Below are 16,848 nucleotides of genomic sequence, written 5' to 3'. Positions count from 1 at the left end.
ATTCCATCCTTGGAAGACGTGTTACTTCACCAGAACGGGGCCGGTGCCGCGCACGGGCTCGTTCTCGTTGATGATGCCGAGGCGGCGGGCCACTTCCTGGTAGGCTTCCACGAGGCCGCCCATGTCGCGGCGGAAGCGGTCCTTGTCCATCTTCTCCTGGGTGGCGATGTCCCAGAGGCGGCAGCTGTCGGGCGAGATCTCGTCGGCGATGATGATGCGCATCATGTCGCCCTCGTAGAGGCGGCCGCATTCGATCTTGAAGTCGACGAGCTGGATGCCGACGCCGAGGAAGAGGCCGGAGAGGAAGTCGTTGACGCGGATGGCGAGCGCCATGATGTCGTCGAGTTCCTGGGGGCTTGCCCAGCCGAAGGCGGTGATGTGCTCCTCGGAGACCATCGGGTCCTCGAGCGCGTCGGCCTTGAAGTAGAATTCGATGATCGAGCGCGGCAGGACGGTGCCTTCCTCGATGCCGAGGCGCTTGGAGAGCGAGCCGGCGGCGACGTTGCGCACGACGACCTCCAGCGGGATGATCTCGACTTCCTTGATCAACTGCTCGCGCATGTTCAGGCGGCGGATGAAATGGGTCGGGATGCCCATCTTGTTGAGCTGCGTGAAGATGTACTCGGAGATCCGGTTGTTGAGCACACCCTTCCCGTCGATGACATCGTGCTTCTTCTTGTTGAAGGCGGTGGCATCGTCCTTGAAGAACTGGATCAGCGTGCCCGGCTCGGGACCCTCGTAGAGAATCTTGGCCTTGCCCTCGTAGATACGGCGGCGACGGTTCATGAATTTTTCTCTTTGTTGGCGCGCTTGGGTCGCGCAGGTGTCAATCGTTTGCGCTCCCATAAACGAAATGCCGCAGTTTAACAATCGCCGTGAGACCCGATCCCCTGTTTTCCGGGCATCACGAAAGTTCGCATTGCACTTTTGCCGGTGTTTTGATTTATGAGCGGGGAAGCCTGCGGGCGAAAGAATCTACGGGAGTTACGGATGACCAGCATACAGGATCGGGAAAAGGCCTTCGAGGCCAAGTTCGCGCTGGACGAAGAGCTGCGCTTCAGGGCCGAGTCACGCCGCAACAAGCTCCTCGGCCTCTGGGCTGCCGGCCTGCTCGGCAAGACCGGCGAGGCGGCGGACGCCTATGCCAAGGAGGTCATCGCAGCCGATTTCGAGGAAGTCGGCCACGAGGATGTCGTGCGCAAGGTCAAGGCCGATTTCGACGCCGGCGGCGTCGCCCGCACGGAAGACGAAATCCGCGTGCAGATGATCGAGCTTCTGGCGGTCGCCATCTCGCAGCTCGAAGCCGGCTGACCGGCGCCATATCGCCCATTCGAGAGGCCGCCCGGTCATGCCGGGCGGCTTTTTCGTTTCTAGTGGCTGATGGCGCGGCGGATTTCGTTCTGGAGGTCATGCGCGTTGCCGGCGTGCACGCGCCATTCCTGGCGCTCCACGAAGCCGGGTATGGCGGCTGCCGGCATGGGCCGCGCGAGCGCGTAGCCCTGGAGGATGTCGCAGCCGAGATCGCGCATGATGGCGATGTGGGCGGGCGTTTCGACCCCTTCGGCGATGACCTCGATGTTCAGCGAGCGGCCGATCTCCACGATGGTGCCGACGAGCTTGCGCTGGCCGGGCGAGCGGACCACGGGCTTGACGAGCTGGCGGTCGATCTTCAGCCGGCGGGGACGCAGCTTCATCAGGCTGACGATGGAGGCGTGGCCGGTGCCGAAATCGTCGATCTCGATATCGATGCCGAGCTTGCGCATTTCGGCGAGGTTCTCCAGCACCGTGCGGTCGCAGTCGTCGAGGAAGATCGATTCCAGCAGCTCGAAGGACAGCGATTTCGGGCGGATGTCCAGCGTGCGCAGCGAATGGGCGAGTTCCGGGTCGTGCAGGCGCTTGGAGGAGACGTTGGCCGAAATCTTGCCGATCCCGAGCCCGAGCCTTTCCCATTCGGCGAAGTCGGCGAGCGAGGCTTCCAGCACGGTGCGGTCGATCATCGCCACGCAATCGAGGTCTTCGGCGATCTTCAGGAAGGCGTCGGGCGTGAGGATGCCGCGGGTCGGATGGTCCCAGCGCGCCAGGGTCTCGACCCCGAAGATGTCGAGCGTGCGCGCGCAGAACTGCGGCTGATACCACGGCAGGAAGCGGCGCTGCTCGATGCCGGAGAGGATGTCGTCCGCCGTCTGCTTGTTGACGATGATCTGCGCCTGGAAGTCGCTGGTGAAGAATTCATGGCGGCTGCGGCCGCGGTTCTTGGCGCGATAGAGGGCAAGGTCGGCATTGACGAGGAGTTGCCGGGCGTCGATGGCCGCGCCCGATTGGCTGGCGATGCCGACGCTGGCGCCGAAGCGACAGATATGGCCGTTGAAGGTGACCGGCTTGCGCATGGCCTCCACGATGGCCTCGGCCAGCATGGCAAGGTTGCGGCCGGCCGAGCCGGCGGAAACGAAGACGAACTCGTCGCCGCCGATGCGGGCCACGAAATCGTCGGGTCCCTTGAGCTCGCCCAACACCTTGGCCGCATGCACGAGCATCCGGTCGCCCGCAACGTGCCCGAGCGTGTCGTTGATCTCCTTGAAGCGGTCGAGGTCGATATGCAGCACGGCCAGCCGGCTTCCGGCCTGCCGCGCGTCCTGCGCCGCCCCCTCGATCGCCGCGTCGAGATAGCGGCGATTGGGCAGGCCCGTCAGATGGTCGTGCAGCGCGGTGTATTCGATGCGGGCCCTTGCGGCCTCCAGTTGCTCATTGCGGGCCTCGGCAAGATCCCTTGCGCGCTTCAGTTCCTCCTGCAGCCGCACGTCGTCGGTCGCGTCCCAGTTGGCCCCGATGAGGCGGGGAACGCCGGTCATGTCGACATAGGGTGCGGCGCGCCCGCGGATATGGCGGATCTCGCCGTCGCCGCGGACGATGCGGAACTCGTTCGCGAAATCCCGGCCATGGAGGATGCCATCGCTGACCCTGGCCAGGGCCCTCGGCGCATCCTCGGGATGCAGCGTACGCTCCCATGTGGCGTTGTCGGGCGCTTGCGTCAGGCCGTACATCTCGATCATGCGGTCGTCCCAGCGCACCTCGTTCGTGCGCAGGTTGACCTCGAAGACGCCGATGCGCGAGATGTCGAGCGCCAGCTCCAGCCGGCGGGACATCTGGGCGAGGCGCTCTTCCGCCTCCTTGCGCTCGGTTATGTCGGTATCCGTGCCGGCGATGCGGCTCGGCCTGCCGTCCGGGCCGTATTCGACGACCGCGCCGCGGCTCTCGATCCAGACCCAGCGCCCATCCCTGTGCCGCTCGCGATAGCTGAAGATGGAGAAGGCGGCCTCGCCGGTCTCCTGCCGGGCGATCTGCGCGAGAACGTGCGCCTGGTCGTCCGGGTGCACCGACCGGATCCAGGCGTCGAGGGAGGCTTCGACCGGGTCGTCCGGCTGCAGGCCGCGGATCGCGCGCCATTGGCGGGAATAGAAGAGATCGCCGCGGGCGAAGTCGTGATCCCAGACCCCCTGGCCGGCGGATTCGAGGGCATGATTCCAGCGGCTTTCCCGCTCCGCCAGTTCCAGCGCATTGCGCTTGCGCTCGTCGATGTCGAGCGTCTGCACGATGAGGGCGGGGCCGGGGCTTGTCTCGGAGAGCGACGGCGGCTCGATGAAGGAGGCAAGCACCCAGAACTCCTCGCCGTCCGGCCGTTGCAGGCGGATTTCCCAGGGGGCCTGTTCCGCCACGGACGGGCGCATGGCAAGGGCGAGAACGGCACGGTCGCTGGGAGAGACGCAGGCGGTAAAGTCCGGCAGCTCGCTCGCCGCGGTGACCGCGAACGGCCTAAGGAAGGCCGTGTTCGCATCGACGATACGCCCCCTGGCGTCGAGCGCGGCGTAACCGAATCCGGACCGCGCGAAGAGCCGGCGCCAGAACGGCTCGTGTTCCGTTTCTCGCATGGCAATGGAGGTCGAACCGTGCGGTTTGGCCATGAATGCAGCGCCTGCTGTGAACTCAACTGACGCAGCGTGCGGGATTTCTATGAAATTCCTCTTAATGGCGATGCGCGCAGCGCTCAGGCCGGCGCCTTCAGCCGGCTGAGGAACTGGGCGAAGACCATGGTGCCCTCCGGCCAGGGACCGTGGCCGGATTCGGCGTTGATATGGCCGGATTCGCCCGCGTCGAGCAGCAGCGACCCCCAGGCGGCGGCGATGTCGTCGGCGTGCTCGTAGGTGCCGAACGGATCATTGCGGCTGGCGACGACGAGGGAGGGGAAAGGCAGCGGATCGCGCGGATAGGGACCGAAGGTCATGAAGTGCCTCGGCCGGATGTCCGGGCTGGCGACATCGGGCGGCGCGACGAGGAAGGCGCCGGCGACCTTGTCGCCAAGATGCGGCACGGCATGGATGGCCGTCGCCACGCCGAGCGAATGGGCAACGAGCACCACCGGCTTCGTCGCCGCCGCGACGTCCGCGACGACGCGCTTGACCCAGTCCTCGCGCACGGGCTTGGCCCAATCCGCCTGTTCCACGCGGCGTGCCGTCGAGAGCCTGGACTGCCAGCGGGTCTGCCAGTGGTCGGGGCCGGAATTGCTGTAACCGGGAATGAAGAGGATATCTGCTTCCGAGACTTTCATGCCGGCGCATGTGCGTTCACGAAGTGCTGAAGTCAAGGGGGTGGGACAAAACCGCCCTCCGGGTGTATGATTCGCGCTCTTCAATGCCAGTCGCGGCCTGCCGTGGTGGCGCATGATCGCCCTCCACGCATGCCGTGACGGTTCAAACCGGCAAGGAGGAGTAACATGGCGACCTTTCATGTCATGGCCGGCCCCGATGCGACGGTTGCGCGGCCGGCGATCCGGCGGATAGGGCTTTCCGATGTGCGGGATGCGCTCGCGCGCGGCGTCGACGATTTCCGCGCCAAGCCGTCCCACTACGTCTTCCTTTGCCTCATCTACCCGATCTGCGGCGTCGTGCTCGTCACCTGGAGTTCCGGCGCCAACATGCTGCCGCTGATCTTCCCGCTGGTGGCCGGCTTTGCGCTGCTCGGGCCGTTCTTCGCCCTCGGCCTCTACGAGATCAGCCGCCGGCGCGAACGGGGCATGGAGGCGTCCTGGCGGCATGCGCTGGCGGTGCGCCATTCGCCGGCGCTGCCGTCGATCCTCGCCGTCGGGGCGATGCTGATGGTGCTTTTCGTGGCCTGGCTGGTCTTCGCGCAGATGCTCTACACCAGCCTTTTCGGGCCGGAACCGCCGCAATCGCTTGCGCTGTTCCTTGCCTCCGTCTCCAGCTCGGAAAACGGGCTGCTGCTGATGCTTGCCGGCAATGCCATCGGCTTCTGCTTTGCGCTCGTCGTGCTGGCGACGACCGTGATCGCCTTTCCGCTCCTGCTCGACCGGGATGTCGGCGTCGTCGCCGCCATCGAGACGTCGCTGCGCGCCACGCTGGTCAATCCGGTGCCGATCGCCTGCTGGGGCCTGATCGTCGCGGCGCTGCTGGTCGTCGGCACGATCCCGCTCTTCGTCGGGCTTGCCGTGATCATGCCGATCCTCGGCCATGCCACCTGGCATCTCTACAGGAAGATCGTCGTCGACGAGCGGGGATAACGGTTCGCGGGCGGAACGCGCCAGGAGGAGGGCGCGGGGCCGTCCGTCAGAGGGGAGCGATGGCGCCACTGGCGCCATCGCCGTTTTCAGGCTTCAAACGGTGCCGAAGACACGGCGGAAGATCGTGTCGACGTGCTTGGTGTGGTAGCCGAGGTCGAATTTTTCGCGGATCGCCTCTTCGGAGAGGGCCGCGCGCACCTCCGCGTCGGCCAGCAGTTCCTCCAGGAAGTCCTTGCCCTGTTCCCAGACCTTCATGGCGTTGCGCTGCACGAGGCGGTAGGCGTCCTCCCGCGACACGCCGGCCTGCGTCAGGGCAAGCAGCACGCGCTGCGAATGGACGAGGCCGCGGAACTTGTTGAGGTTTTTCAGCATGTTGTCCGGGTAGATCACCAGCTTCTCGATGACGCCGGCAAGGCGGTTCAGCGCGAAGTCGAGGGTGATCGTCGTGTCGGGGCCGATGCCGCGCTCGACGCTGGAATGGGAAATGTCGCGCTCGTGCCAGAGCGCCACGTTCTCCATGGCGGGCGTGACGGCCATGCGCACGAGGCGGGCAAGGCCCGTCAGGTTCTCGGTCAGCACCGGGTTGCGCTTGTGCGGCATGGCGGAGGAGCCCTTCTGGCCCGGCGAGAAGAATTCTTCGGCCTCCAGCACTTCCGTGCGCTGCATGTGGCGGATCTCGATGGCGACGTTCTCGATGGACGAGGCGATGACGCCGAGCGTGGCGAAGAACATGGCGTGGCGGTCGCGCGGGATGACCTGCGTGGAGACCGGCTCCGGCACGAGGCCGAGCCTGGCGCAGACGTGTTCTTCGACGCGCGGATCGATATTGGCGAAGGTGCCGACGGCGCCGGAGATCGCGCCGGTGGCGATTTCCGCGCGGGCGGCGACGAGGCGGGCGCGATTGCGGTCCATCTCGGCATAGAAGCGGGCGAGCGTCAGGCCCATCGTCGTCGGCTCGGCATGGATGCCGTGGCTGCGGCCGATGCGGATCGTGTCCTTGTGCTCGAAGGCGCGGGCCTTGAGGGCCGCGAGCACGCGGTCCATGTCGGTGAGGAGGATGTCGGCGGCGCGCACGAGCTGGATGTTGAAGGTCGTGTCGAGCACGTCGGAGGAGGTCATGCCCTGGTGCACGAAGCGGCTGTCCGGGCCGACGAATTCGGCAAGATGCGTCAGGAAGGCGATGACGTCATGCTTGGTGACGGCCTCGATCTCGTCGATGCGGGCGACGTCGAACTCGGCCTTGCCGCCCTTTTCCCAGATGGTCTCGGCGGCGGATTTCGGGATGACGCCGAGCTCGGCCAGCGCGTCGCAGGCATGCGCCTCGATCTCGAACCAGATGCGGAACTTCGTTTCGGGCGACCAGATGGCGACCATGTCCGGTCGGGAATAGCGAGGGATCATCGGCTCTAGACTTTCCTTGGGAGGGTGGGAATTGCCGCCGCTTTAGCAAAGATGGCCGGCAAGCTCAACGCATGGCGGCCCTACGGGCGGAAGGGCACGGCGATCCAGCGGCCGTCCGCGCCCTCGAAGCCGAAGCTGCGCACGAGGACGAGCGCGACATGGACCGGTTTCACATCGAACGCGTTGAAGGTGACCGCGCCGGATATCTGGTAGGAGAGCGGGCAGTTGCGGCTTTCGGGAATGCGCGTATCCGCGTGGACCACCGTATCGGCGGCCTCGCCGTCGCGCCTGACGAGCTTCAGGCGGAAGCCCTTGCCGCCATCGGGCGTGATCTCGCGGCACTTTTCCGGCAGGGGCAGGGGAATTTCTTCCAGTGCAAGGGCGAAGCTGCCGCCCGGCGTCGGCTCGATGGCGTGCTGGACGTATTCGATGCGCATCCTGTCGACATTGCCTTCGCCCATCGGGTTGAGGGCGGCGAGCACGCCGGGATTGTCGAGCACGTCATATGTGTCGGCGAGCGCCTTCGCCTTGTCGCGGCTTTCCGCGCGTGCCTTGGCGATGCCGGCCGCTTCGTCGTCGATGCGCACGCGGATCGGCGTGCCGGGAAGGTAGGCGTCCTTTTCCGTGTCGATGAAATAGACGTTGGAATAGGGAAAGCCCGAGCCGTCCTGGATACCGAATTCCTCGAAGGCGTAGACCTTGCCGTCCGGCGAGAAGCCGAGGGACTGGAAGGTGGAAAAATCGCCCGCCTGCGCGCCCGCCGCCAAAAGATAGGCCGCAAGAACGATGGCCGCTCTTCCCGAGGTCGTCACGCCCGCGCCCCCTCCGCATTGCCGCGCAGGGCCTCGACCGTCTTGCGGTAGGCCTCGACATGGCCGCCGCCGAAGATGGCGGAACCGGCGACGAAGACATTGGCGCCGGCCGAGGCCGGCAGCGCGATCGTATCGACGGTGATGCCGCCGTCGACCTGCAGCTCGATCGGCCGCTCGCCGATCATGGCGCGCACGCGGCGGATCTTTTCTTCCATCGCCGGAATGAACTTCTGGCCGCCGAAACCGGGATTGACGGTCATCACGAGGACGAGGTCGATCTTGTCGAGGAGATAGTCGAGCACGCTTTCGGGCGTCGCCGGGTTGATCGCCACGCCCGCGCGCTTGCCGAGCGCCCGGATCGCCTGAAGCGAACGGTCGAGATGCGGACCGGCCTCGGCGTGGACCGTGATGCCGTCGCAGCCCGCCTTGGCGAAGGCTTCGAGATAGGGATCGGCGGGGGCGATCATCAGGTGGCAGTCGAAGAAGGCGTCGGTATGCGGGCGCAGCGCCTTGATGACATCCGGGCCGAAGGAGATGTTCGGTACGAAATGGCCGTCCATGATGTCGAGATGGATCCAGTCCGCCCCGGCCGCGACGACGTCGCCCACTTCCTGGCCCAGCCTGGCGTAATCGGCGGCGAGGATGGAGGGCGCGATCCGGATGGGAAGGGTCATGTCAGGCTCCTGGCAAGAAATCTGGCGTCGCCATATCATTCCCGGCAGGGGGGAACAACGGCGAATTACCGTGCCGCCCAGCTCGGCAGCACGTCGCCCGCCATGGGCGCGGCGTCGTGCACGCCGCGGGCGATGGCGCGGGCCATCGTCGAGGCCGCCGCGGCGCAAAGCCCGATGAAATCCTCCGGTGCCGGCGCCTGGCCGCTTCTGCCGGTCGCGAGCGCGAAGACGAGGTCGCCGTCGAGCGGCGTATGTGCCGGCCAGAGGGCGCGAGCCAATCCGTCATGGGCCGCGATGGCGAGGCGCTTGGCCTCCGCCTTCGTCAGCACGGCATCGGTGGCGATGACGGCGATGGTGGTGTTCTCCACGCCGGCCGGCCGTGGCGACAGTTTCGTGCGCGGGATGCGCGCATCGGCCGGGAAGGGGACGGGCAGGCCGAGCCCGCCGAACTCGCCGTCCTCCTCGAAGGGGGCCGCCCAGAAATGCCGCGTGTCGCCGACGGTGGCCGAGCCGAGCGCGTTGACCGCCACCAGCGCGCCGACCGTGACGCCGTTTTCCAGCACGCTGGAGGCCGAGCCGAGGCCGCCCTTGAACGTCGCCGTCAGGGCGCCGGTGCCGGCGCCGGCGCTGCCGGTCTCGAAGGTTCCGACCGCATTGGCGAGCGCTTCGTAGCCGAGCTCGCGATAGGGCGGGTAGCGGCCCCAGTCCTTGTCGCCGCCGTTCATGAGGTCGAAGAGGATGGCGGCGGGGACGATGGGCACGCGGTGGGGGCCGACGGCAAAGCCGCGCCCCGCCTCGCGCAGGCCCGCCTGCACGCCCGAGGCGGCATCGAGGCCGAAGGCCGAGCCGCCGGACAACACCAGCGCATCGACCGTCTGGACGGTGTTGTGCGGCTCCAGCAGGTCCGTCTCGCGCGTGCCGGGCGCGCCGCCGAGCACCTGCACGGCCGCCGTCGCCGGCTCGTCGCAGACGACCACGGTGACGCCGGAGCGCAATGCAGGATCGGTGGCGTTGCCGACCTTGAGGCCGGCGACGTCGGTGATCAGGTTTTTCGGGCCGGGCGCCATCTAGTCGCTTTCCGCAGCCGTTTCCACTGGCACGAAGGCGCCGGCGCGCCAGACGAGCAGGCGGTAGGGGTTTTCCCTGAGCTCGTGGTCCGCGCCGAAGGCGAGGGTGCCGATGGCCGTCGCGAAACGGCCGTTCGCAAGCCTTGCGGTGAGGTCGCCGCCTTCCGCCGCCGCGGCCGCAAGCGCCGTCACGGCGGCATGGGCGGGAAGCACGTAGCCTTCGGCGACGATGTCCTTTTTCGCCATGGCCCCGGCGACCGGCTCGCCCTCCGGCAGGGACTGGTAGTCGGGCAGCGCGACGGCCTCCACGCCGTCCGTCATCGGCACGACGGGATCGGCGCCGACAAGCGCTTCGCCGCCGAGAAGGGCGAGCGGCTTCTTCTCGGCCTTCGCGTCGCGGGCGATGATTGCGACATCCGTCCGGTCGCCGCCGACGAAGACATGGGTGACGCCGGTCTTGGCAAGGCGGCGCACGAGGGTGAGCTGCTGTTCCTGCGCGGGGCGGAAGGTGTCGACAAAGGCGGGTTTCATGCCGACCTCCTCCAGCGCGAGGCGCACCGCCTCGACCAGCTCGCGGGCATGGATCGTGCCGTCGTCGATGAGGGCGAAGGATTCGGATTTCCAGTCGCGGGTGATGACCTCGACCGCCTTGTCCGCCTCCGCCTTCGGGCTGGGGGCAAGGCGGAAGAGCGGCCAGCCCTTCTTCAGCGCATCCTCCATCAGGATGCCGGAGCGGACGGAGAGGGTGACGGCCGGCACGTTCGCCTCGGCAAGCGCCGGAAGCGTGGCGGAAAGCCCTTCCGTGCAGAGGAAGCCGACGGCGGCCGACGCGTTCGCGGCGAGGATCTGCCTGGCAATGCCGTCGCCGTCGGTCTCGTCGCAGGCCTCGGTGATCTCGACGACCGTATCGCCGGCCGCCTCGGCGGCAAATCGGGCGCCGTCGCGCACCTGCCGGCCAAGGATCGCCAGCGGCCCTTCACCGGGCGCGACGACGGCGATGGTGAGACCGGCGGCAGCGGCGGGCGAGGCCGCGAGCACGGACGCAGCGAAGAGACTGGCAAGGAAAGCGGGTTTCATTCTCAATCCATGGATCGCGATCCCGCCCTTTGTAAGGATCGCGCCCCGGGCGTCAAAGGGAAATATCCGCGAAAGTCCTGCCCGTCTTGGGCAAGACAGAAAATTGGACTTCAGGGGTTACATTTTTCTTCATTTTCGCCATGTATTTCCTTGGTCAAAGGAGAATGCAGTGTTGGACAGATTGGTGGTGGATTCGTCGCTTTACCGGGATGCCATGAGCCGCTATGCCGGCCATGTGCAGATCGTGACGACGGCACACGAGGGTGAAAGGCGCGGCGTGACCATCACCGCCGCCTGCTCGGTGTCGGACAACCCGCCGATGCTGCTCGCCTGCGTCAACGCCTCCAACCCGAAGAACGCGATCTTCCAGAAGAGCGGCCGCTTCGCGCTGAACACGCTCGCCGCCGACCAGATCGACCTTGCCAACGCCTTTTCCGGCCGCGACCCCGCGCTGAGCTCGCAGGAGCGCTTCGCCATGGGTGCCTGGCAGGAGCTGGTGACGGGCGCGCCGGTGCTGGAGGGCGCGCTGGCCGCCTTCGACTGCCGTATCGTCGAGGCCAGGGTGATGGCGACGCATATCGTCCTCATCGGCGAGGTGATGGACATTTCCTTCGGCGATCACAAACCGGCGCTTCTCTATATGGACCGGGGCTACCGCGCGCTATAAGTTCATTCTCCGGACTGGAGGAGTGGCGTGCCCTATCGACGCGGACAGATCCCGCAATCCATCGACGAGACCGTGGAGATGCTGTCCGCGGGGAACTACCTTGCCGGCCGGTCGCTCGCGACGGTGCTGTTCCTGTCGCTGCGCATGAAGCGCCCGCTCTTCCTCGAAGGGGAGGCCGGGGTCGGCAAGACCGAGATCGCCAAGGTGCTGGCCTCAGCCCTGGACCGGCCGCTGATCCGCCTGCAATGCTACGAGGGCCTCGACATCTCCTCGGCGGTCTACGAGTGGAACTATCCGGCGCAGATGCTGGAAATCCGCCTGGCGGAAGCTTCCGGTACCACGGACCGCGGCCGCATCGAGGCCGACATCTTCTCCGAGCGCTACCTGATCCGCCGCCCGGTGCTGCAGGCGCTTTCCGCGCCGGACGCGCGCGCGCCCGTCTTCCTCATCGACGAGCTCGACCGGACCGACGAGGCCTTCGAGGCCTTCCTTCTGGAAGTGCTCTCGGATTTCCAGGTCACGGTGCCGGAGCTCGGCACGATCCGCGCCGCCGAGCCGCCCATCGTCATCATCACGAAGAACCGCACCCGCGAGGTGCACGATGCGCTGAAGCGGCGCTGTCTCTATCACTGGGTCGATTATCCCGCAGCCGCGCAGGAGCTGGAGATCGTCCGGCGCAAGGTGCCGGGCTGCAACGCGGCGCTCTCCCGGCAGGTGGTCGCCTATGTGCAGAAGCTGCGCACGCTCGACCTCTTCAAGAATCCCGGCGTTGCCGAGACCATCGACTGGGCGACAGCGCTCACCGAACTCGACCGGCTGGCGCTCGACCCGGAGACGGTCTCCGACACGCTCGGCACGCTGCTGAAATACCAGGACGACATCGCCCGCATCGACGGTGCCGAGGGCCGCAGGCTGCTCGACGCGGTGAAAGCCGGCCTGGCGGAGGCGGGGTGAGCGATGGCGACGGCGGGCGGCAGCGGGATTCCAGGGGCCGCCGACGGGCGGCTTGCCGACAATATCGTGCATTTCGCCCGCGTGCTGCGCAAGGCCGGGCTTCGCATCGGCCCGGCGGCCGTGACGGACGCCATCGAGGCGGTGCAGGCCATCGGCATCGGCGGGCGCGAGGAATTCCACACGGCGCTCCACGCCACGCTGGTCAAGCGCCATGAGGACGACGCCGTCTTCGACGAGGCCTTCCGCCTGTTCTGGCGGTCGCGCGATCTCGTCGGCAAGATGATCGCGCTGATGTCGCCCGTCGTGGCGCGGCACGAGGAGCGGGACAGGCGCAAGGCGGGGGAAACCCGCGTCTCCGACGCGCTTCTCGGCGGGCGGGAGGACCGGCGTCCGCCGCGCGAGGAACCGGATATCGAGATCGACGCCCGCTTCACCGCGTCGGGCAGCGAGCTTCTGCGCCGCACGGACTTCGCGCAGATGACGGCCGCTGAGCTTGCCGCGGCCAAGCGGGCGATTGCCGGTCTCGTCCTGCCGATGGACGAGGTGCGCACGCGCCGCTTCCGCCGCAGCAGCCGCCCCGTCGCCATCGATGCCCGCGCCACCATGCGCCATGCCATGCGCACCGGCGGCGCGCTCATCCTGCCGCGCCACCGCGCGCCGAAGACCGTGTACCCGCCGCTCGTCGTGCTTGCCGACATTTCCGGCTCGATGAGCCAGTACACGCGCATCTTCCTGCACTTCCTGCATGCGCTCGGCGAAAACCGCCGCCGCGTCCATGCCTTCCTGTTCGGCACGCGGCTTACCAATGTCACCCGCCAGATGCGCAACCGCGATCCCGACCTTGCGGTGGAGGCGTGCAGCCGGACGGTGAGCGACTGGTCCGGCGGCACGCGCATCGGCGAGACGCTGAAGGAGTTCAACCGGCTCTGGTCGCGCCGCGTGCTGGGGCAGGGTGCCGTCGTGCTGCTCATCACCGACGGGCTGGAGCGCGAGGACACCGATCTCCTCGAAAAGGAGATGGACCGGCTGCACCGCTCCTGCCGGCGGCTCGTCTGGCTCAATCCGCTCCTGCGGTTCGAGGGCTTCGAGGCGCGGGCGCGCGGGGTGAGGGCGATGCTGCCGCATGTGGACGAACTGCGCCCGGTGCACAATCTCGAAGCCATGGCGGATCTGGTGGCGGCACTGTCCGGCGAGGCGCGCCGCGGCACCGGCGACCCGCGGCGCTTCCTGCCGGCTGCATGAGGGAACGAGGAGGAGGCGATGGAGACGAATGACGTGCTGGACCCTTTGACGGTCGCGGAGCGCTGGATGGATGACGGCCGCATGGTGGTGCTCGCCACGGTGGTCGAGACCTGGGGCTCGGCGCCGCGACCGGTCGGCAGCCATCTGGTCATCGATGGCGAGGGCAATTTCCACGGCTCCGTCTCCGGCGGCTGCGTGGAGGGGGCCGTCATCGGCGAGGCGATGGAGGTGATCGGCGACGGCGAGCCGCGCATGCTGGAATTCGGCGTCGCCGACGAGACCGCCTGGCGCGTCGGCCTTTCGTGCGGCGGGCGCATCCGCGTCTATGTGGAGCGCGTGGGCTGATGGATCCCTATCTGCTGCGCAAGCTGAACCGGGAGCGCGCCGCACGCCGTGCCGTGATCCATCTGACGGATCTCGGCGACGGGCGCGACCGGGTGATCCGCGAGGGCGACCTCGTCGCCGGGCCGCTCGGCGCGGCCATCGCCGCCGCCTTCCGCTCCGGCAGGTCCGGGGTCGTGGAGGCGGACGAGCGGACGTTCTTCCTCAACGTGCACCTGCCGCCCGCCCGCATCGTCGTGATCGGTGCGGTCCATATCAGCCAGGCGCTGGCGCGGATGGCGACGATCGCCGGCTTCGACGTCGTGATCATCGATCCGCGCACGGCCTTCGCCACGCCGGAGCGCTTTTCCGGCATCGACCTCGTGGCGGACTGGCCGGAGGATGCGCTGAAGGCCCGCCCGCTCGATGCCTACACGGCGCTTGCCGCCGTCACGCACGATCCGAAGATCGACGATTTTCCCCTGTCGCAGGCCCTTTCCGCCGGCTGTTTCTATGTCGGCGCGCTCGGCAGCCGGAAGACCCATGCAAAGCGCATCGAGCGGCTGAAGGCGCTGGGGCATGGCGAGGCGGAGATCGCCGCCATCTCCGCCCCCATCGGCCTGGACATCGGCGCCGCGAACCCGGCGGAGATCGCCGCCGCGATCCTGGCCGACATCATCCAGCATCTGCGCCGCCGCCCCCTGCACGGGGCCGGGCCATGATCTTCGGGGAGATACCCGTCGGCGAGGCGGTCGGTGCGCGGCTGGCGCATGGCGTGCGCGCCGAGGGCCTCTCGCTGCACAAGGGGCGCGTCCTGACGGAAGAGGACCGGGCGGCGCTCGTTGCCGCTGGTGTGGCGACCGTCGTCGCCGTGCGCCTGGAGGCGGGCGATGTCGGCGAGGACGAGGCGGCCGCGCTGATTGCCGCGGCCATCACGCCGGATCACCTTGCCTTCACGCCGCCGGTCACGGGCCGCATCAACGTGCATGCGCGGGAAAGCGGTCTCTTCGTCGCCGACCGTGCGGCGATCGATCGCTTCAACCGGGTGGATCCCGCCATCACCATCGCCACCCTGCCGGATCACGCCGGCGTGACGGCGGGCGACATGGTGGCGACGATCAAGATCATTCCGCTCGCCGTTCCCGCCGCTCTCGCGCGCGCCGCCGCCGCCGTCCTGGCGTCGAGCCGGGCGCTGGAGGTGAAGCCCTTCACGGCCCATCGCGTCGGCCTCGTCGCCACTGTTCTGCCGACCCTCAAGGTTTCCGTCATGGACAAGACGCGGCGGCTCCTCGAACAGCGCCTGTCGGCGTCCGGCAGCCGGCTGGCGGGCGAGATGCGCGTGCCGCACCGGGCGGACGCCGTCGCCGATGCCGTCCGGCGCTCCGCCGAAGAGAACGACCTTGTCGTCGTCTTCGGCGCTTCGGCCGTGACCGATACGAACGACGTGATCCCCGCCGCGATCCGCGCGGCCGGCGGCGTGGTCGAGCATGTCGGCATGCCGGTGGACCCGGGCAACCTGCTGGTGCTGGGGCGGATCGGAACGGTGCGGGTGCTCGGTGCGCCGGGCTGCGCGCGCAGCCCGAAGGAAAACGGCTTCGATTGGGTTCTCGCGCGCATCTTCGCCGGAGAGAGGCCGGGGGCGCGGGAGATCACCGGCATGGGCGTCGGCGGTCTTCTTGCAGAAATTCCGGGCCGGCCGCAGCCGCGCGACATGCGTATGCCGGAGCGGGCGCTCTCCGTCGCGGTGCTGGTCCTGGCGGCCGGCCGCGCCAGCCGCATGCAGGGCAGCCACAAGCTGCTCGCCGCCTTCGACGGCAAGGCGCTTGTCCGCCGCTCGACGGAGGCGGCGCTGGCGGCAAGGCCCGCGCGGGTCCTCGTCGTGACCGGGCACCGCGCCGGGGAGGTCGAGGCGGAGCTTGCCGGGCTCGGCTTGGAGGTGGTGCGCAATCCCGATCATGCGCAGGGCATGTCGACCTCGCTGCGGGCCGGCATCTCGGCGCTCGGGCCGGGCTGCGACGGGGTCATGGTGATGCTGGCGGACATGCCCCATGTCACCGCGGCGGACATGCGCCGCCTGCTCGATGCCTTTGTCGCGGCCGGCGGGCATGCCATCGTGCGTGCGGTCTCGGGCGGCAAGCGGGGCAATCCCGTCGTGCTGCCGCGCTCCACGTTTCCGGCCGTCCTCCAGCTCGAAGGCGATGTCGGCGCGCGGCATATCGTCGAGAGCGCCGGACTTGACGTGGTGGACGTGGAGATCGGCGATGCGGCGCATATCGACGTGGATACGCCGGAGGCGGTCGTCGCCGCCGGCGGCGTGCTGAGGGGGTAGGCATGGATCGGGACGCGATCGAGGAGATGTTTCAGGCGCTGGGGCCGGTCACGATCAGGCGCATGTTCGGCGGCAAGGGCATCTATCACCAGGGCCGCATCCTGGCGCTCGAACTGCACGGCGAAATCCTCTTGAAGGCCGACGCGCAAAGCGGACCGGCTTTCGAAGCCGCCGGCAGCCGGCAATGGTGCTATGAGGGCCGGAACGGGAAGCCGGTGAAGATGCCCTACTGGTCGATCCCGGACGAGGCCTTCGACGATCCGGACGAGATGGGCGTCTGGGTGCGGCGGGCCTACGAGGCGGCGTTGCGGGCCAAGTGACGCGCGCCAAGGGCACGCACGGCATCGGCGGCGAATCGCGAGAGCGGCGAGGGCAGGGCACCGAGCGGGAACCAGCCGAATTCCGGCAGCTTTTCCGGCTCCATCACGCGCGGTTCGCCGGCAAAATCCTCGGTCACGTAGATGAGCGAGAGCCAATGCTGGCGCTCCTCCTCGATGATCTGTTCGGAAACGCACAGCAGATCGACGGCGCCGATGGCGAGGCCCGATTCTTCCTCCGCCTCGCGTCGGGCGGAGTGGGCGGCGCGCTCCATATGGTCGACCTTGCCGCCGACGATGTTCCAGGAGCCGGCTTCCGGCGCGCGCAGGCGCCGGTAGAGCAGAAGCCTGCCCTCACGCAAAATGGCCAGGCCGCAACCGAGGCCTGGCACGTCGATGCCGGGAATGGACACGG

At 67.9% G+C, this 16,848-nt stretch carries 18 protein-coding genes; 9 read left to right on the top strand and 9 right to left on the bottom strand.

Annotation, left to right across the window (positions count from 1 at the left end):
- Positions 1-21: 21 nt before the first annotated feature.
- Complete coding sequence (gene purC / locus L0976_RS00895; protein ID WP_064330132.1) at positions 22-786, bottom strand: phosphoribosylaminoimidazolesuccinocarboxamide synthase; 765 nt, start codon at positions 784-786, stop codon at positions 22-24.
- A gap of 204 nt (positions 787-990) precedes the next feature.
- Here purC and L0976_RS00890 point away from each other — a divergent pair, with 204 nt between their 5' ends.
- On the top strand, positions 991-1,311 hold the full coding sequence (locus L0976_RS00890; protein ID WP_203319032.1) for a DUF1476 domain-containing protein: 321 nt from the start codon (positions 991-993) through the stop codon (positions 1,309-1,311).
- A 59-nt stretch (positions 1,312-1,370) separates the two neighbouring features.
- Here L0976_RS00890 and L0976_RS00885 read toward each other — a convergent pair whose 3' ends face one another.
- A complete protein-coding gene (locus L0976_RS00885; protein WP_234185631.1) occupies positions 1,371-3,959 on the bottom strand; it encodes a bifunctional diguanylate cyclase/phosphodiesterase in 2,589 nt (862 codons plus the stop codon).
- Positions 3,960-4,042: 83 nt separating this feature from the next.
- Positions 4,043-4,603, bottom strand: coding sequence for an alpha/beta hydrolase (locus L0976_RS00880; RefSeq protein ID WP_234185630.1), 561 nt, complete (start codon positions 4,601-4,603; stop codon positions 4,043-4,045).
- A gap of 165 nt (positions 4,604-4,768) precedes the next feature.
- On the opposite strand from L0976_RS00880, the gene L0976_RS00875 reads away from it, so the two are divergent.
- A complete protein-coding gene (locus L0976_RS00875) occupies positions 4,769-5,572 on the top strand; it encodes a DUF2189 domain-containing protein (RefSeq protein ID WP_234185629.1) in 804 nt (267 codons plus the stop codon).
- A 93-nt stretch (positions 5,573-5,665) separates the two neighbouring features.
- Here L0976_RS00875 and purB read toward each other — a convergent pair whose 3' ends face one another.
- From purB to L0976_RS00850, 5 genes are all read right to left on the bottom strand, one after another.
- Positions 5,666-6,973 carry an adenylosuccinate lyase gene (gene purB, locus L0976_RS00870; RefSeq protein WP_234185628.1) on the bottom strand — a complete coding sequence of 436 codons (1,308 nt, stop codon included), beginning with the start codon at positions 6,971-6,973 and terminating at the stop codon, positions 5,666-5,668.
- Between the two features lie 80 nt (positions 6,974-7,053).
- The gene (locus tag L0976_RS00865) at positions 7,054-7,785 is read right to left on the bottom strand and encodes a DUF2259 domain-containing protein (protein WP_234185627.1); all 732 of its coding nucleotides are present in this window, start codon (positions 7,783-7,785) and stop codon (positions 7,054-7,056) included.
- Complete coding sequence (rpe, locus tag L0976_RS00860; protein WP_234185626.1) at positions 7,782-8,459, bottom strand: ribulose-phosphate 3-epimerase; 678 nt, start codon at positions 8,457-8,459, stop codon at positions 7,782-7,784. The genes L0976_RS00865 and rpe overlap by 4 nt, the downstream gene beginning before the upstream one ends.
- A gap of 65 nt (positions 8,460-8,524) precedes the next feature.
- Complete coding sequence (locus tag L0976_RS00855; RefSeq protein WP_234185625.1) at positions 8,525-9,526, bottom strand: P1 family peptidase; 1,002 nt, start codon at positions 9,524-9,526, stop codon at positions 8,525-8,527.
- The gene (locus tag L0976_RS00850) at positions 9,527-10,603 is read right to left on the bottom strand and encodes an ABC transporter substrate-binding protein (RefSeq protein ID WP_234185624.1); all 1,077 of its coding nucleotides are present in this window, start codon (positions 10,601-10,603) and stop codon (positions 9,527-9,529) included.
- A 214-nt stretch (positions 10,604-10,817) separates the two neighbouring features.
- Between L0976_RS00850 and L0976_RS00845 the strand changes: the two genes are divergently transcribed.
- From L0976_RS00845 to L0976_RS00815, 7 genes are all read left to right on the top strand, one after another.
- Complete coding sequence (locus L0976_RS00845) at positions 10,818-11,270, top strand: flavin reductase family protein (protein WP_234186188.1); 453 nt, start codon at positions 10,818-10,820, stop codon at positions 11,268-11,270.
- A 78-nt stretch (positions 11,271-11,348) separates the two neighbouring features.
- The gene (locus tag L0976_RS00840; protein WP_234186187.1) at positions 11,349-12,224 is read left to right on the top strand and encodes a MoxR family ATPase; all 876 of its coding nucleotides are present in this window, start codon (positions 11,349-11,351) and stop codon (positions 12,222-12,224) included.
- Positions 12,225-12,227: 3 nt separating this feature from the next.
- Positions 12,228-13,466 (top strand): VWA domain-containing protein, encoded by a 1,239-nt coding sequence (locus L0976_RS00835; RefSeq protein ID WP_234185623.1) that lies wholly within the window; start codon positions 12,228-12,230, stop codon positions 13,464-13,466.
- An 18-nt stretch (positions 13,467-13,484) separates the two neighbouring features.
- Positions 13,485-13,811 (top strand): XdhC family protein, encoded by a 327-nt coding sequence (locus tag L0976_RS00830; RefSeq protein ID WP_234185622.1) that lies wholly within the window; start codon positions 13,485-13,487, stop codon positions 13,809-13,811.
- Positions 13,811-14,509, top strand: coding sequence for an XdhC family protein (locus L0976_RS00825; RefSeq protein WP_234185621.1), 699 nt, complete (start codon positions 13,811-13,813; stop codon positions 14,507-14,509). Before L0976_RS00830 ends, L0976_RS00825 begins: the two co-directional genes overlap by 1 nt.
- Positions 14,506-16,116: an NTP transferase domain-containing protein gene (locus L0976_RS00820; RefSeq protein ID WP_234185620.1), complete on the top strand. Its 1,611-nt coding sequence runs from the start codon at positions 14,506-14,508 to the stop codon at positions 16,114-16,116. The genes L0976_RS00825 and L0976_RS00820 overlap by 4 nt, the downstream gene beginning before the upstream one ends.
- A gap of 2 nt (positions 16,117-16,118) precedes the next feature.
- The gene (locus L0976_RS00815) at positions 16,119-16,436 is read left to right on the top strand and encodes a TfoX/Sxy family protein (RefSeq protein WP_203319019.1); all 318 of its coding nucleotides are present in this window, start codon (positions 16,119-16,121) and stop codon (positions 16,434-16,436) included.
- Here L0976_RS00815 and L0976_RS00810 read toward each other — a convergent pair.
- A complete protein-coding gene (locus tag L0976_RS00810) occupies positions 16,409-16,846 on the bottom strand; it encodes an NUDIX domain-containing protein (protein WP_234185619.1) in 438 nt (145 codons plus the stop codon). The genes L0976_RS00815 and L0976_RS00810 overlap by 28 nt on opposite strands.
- Between the last annotated feature and the right edge of the window lie 2 nt (positions 16,847-16,848).

This window comes from Shinella sp. NM-101 (genome assembly GCF_021401195.1).
Lineage (GTDB): Bacteria > Pseudomonadota > Alphaproteobacteria > Rhizobiales > Rhizobiaceae > Shinella.
The sequence above is the reverse complement of the archived record's forward strand: the minus strand, read 5'-3'. Positions and strand labels throughout refer to the sequence as shown.

Excerpts from the sequence above, each read along its gene's own strand:
- purC (WP_064330132.1), bottom strand. The coding sequence starts at position 786 with ATGAACCGTCGCCGCCGTATCTACGAGGGCAAGGCCAAGATTCTCTAC.
- L0976_RS00890 (WP_203319032.1), top strand. The coding sequence starts at position 991 with ATGACCAGCATACAGGATCGGGAAAAGGCCTTCGAGGCCAAGTTCGCG.
- L0976_RS00885 (WP_234185631.1), bottom strand. The coding sequence starts at position 3,959 with ATGGCCAAACCGCACGGTTCGACCTCCATTGCCATGCGAGAAACGGAA.
- L0976_RS00880 (WP_234185630.1), bottom strand. The coding sequence starts at position 4,603 with ATGAAAGTCTCGGAAGCAGATATCCTCTTCATTCCCGGTTACAGCAAT.
- L0976_RS00875 (WP_234185629.1), top strand. The coding sequence starts at position 4,769 with ATGGCGACCTTTCATGTCATGGCCGGCCCCGATGCGACGGTTGCGCGG.
- purB (WP_234185628.1), bottom strand. The coding sequence starts at position 6,973 with ATGATCCCTCGCTATTCCCGACCGGACATGGTCGCCATCTGGTCGCCC.
- rpe (WP_234185626.1), bottom strand. The coding sequence starts at position 8,459 with ATGACCCTTCCCATCCGGATCGCGCCCTCCATCCTCGCCGCCGATTAC.
- L0976_RS00855 (WP_234185625.1), bottom strand. The coding sequence starts at position 9,526 with ATGGCGCCCGGCCCGAAAAACCTGATCACCGACGTCGCCGGCCTCAAG.
- L0976_RS00850 (WP_234185624.1), bottom strand. The coding sequence starts at position 10,603 with ATGAAACCCGCTTTCCTTGCCAGTCTCTTCGCTGCGTCCGTGCTCGCG.
- L0976_RS00845 (WP_234186188.1), top strand. The coding sequence starts at position 10,818 with ATGAGCCGCTATGCCGGCCATGTGCAGATCGTGACGACGGCACACGAG.
- L0976_RS00840 (WP_234186187.1), top strand. The coding sequence starts at position 11,349 with ATGCTGTCCGCGGGGAACTACCTTGCCGGCCGGTCGCTCGCGACGGTG.
- L0976_RS00835 (WP_234185623.1), top strand. The coding sequence starts at position 12,228 with ATGGCGACGGCGGGCGGCAGCGGGATTCCAGGGGCCGCCGACGGGCGG.
- L0976_RS00830 (WP_234185622.1), top strand. The coding sequence starts at position 13,485 with ATGGAGACGAATGACGTGCTGGACCCTTTGACGGTCGCGGAGCGCTGG.
- L0976_RS00825 (WP_234185621.1), top strand. The coding sequence starts at position 13,811 with ATGGATCCCTATCTGCTGCGCAAGCTGAACCGGGAGCGCGCCGCACGC.
- L0976_RS00820 (WP_234185620.1), top strand. The coding sequence starts at position 14,506 with ATGATCTTCGGGGAGATACCCGTCGGCGAGGCGGTCGGTGCGCGGCTG.
- L0976_RS00815 (WP_203319019.1), top strand. The coding sequence starts at position 16,119 with ATGGATCGGGACGCGATCGAGGAGATGTTTCAGGCGCTGGGGCCGGTC.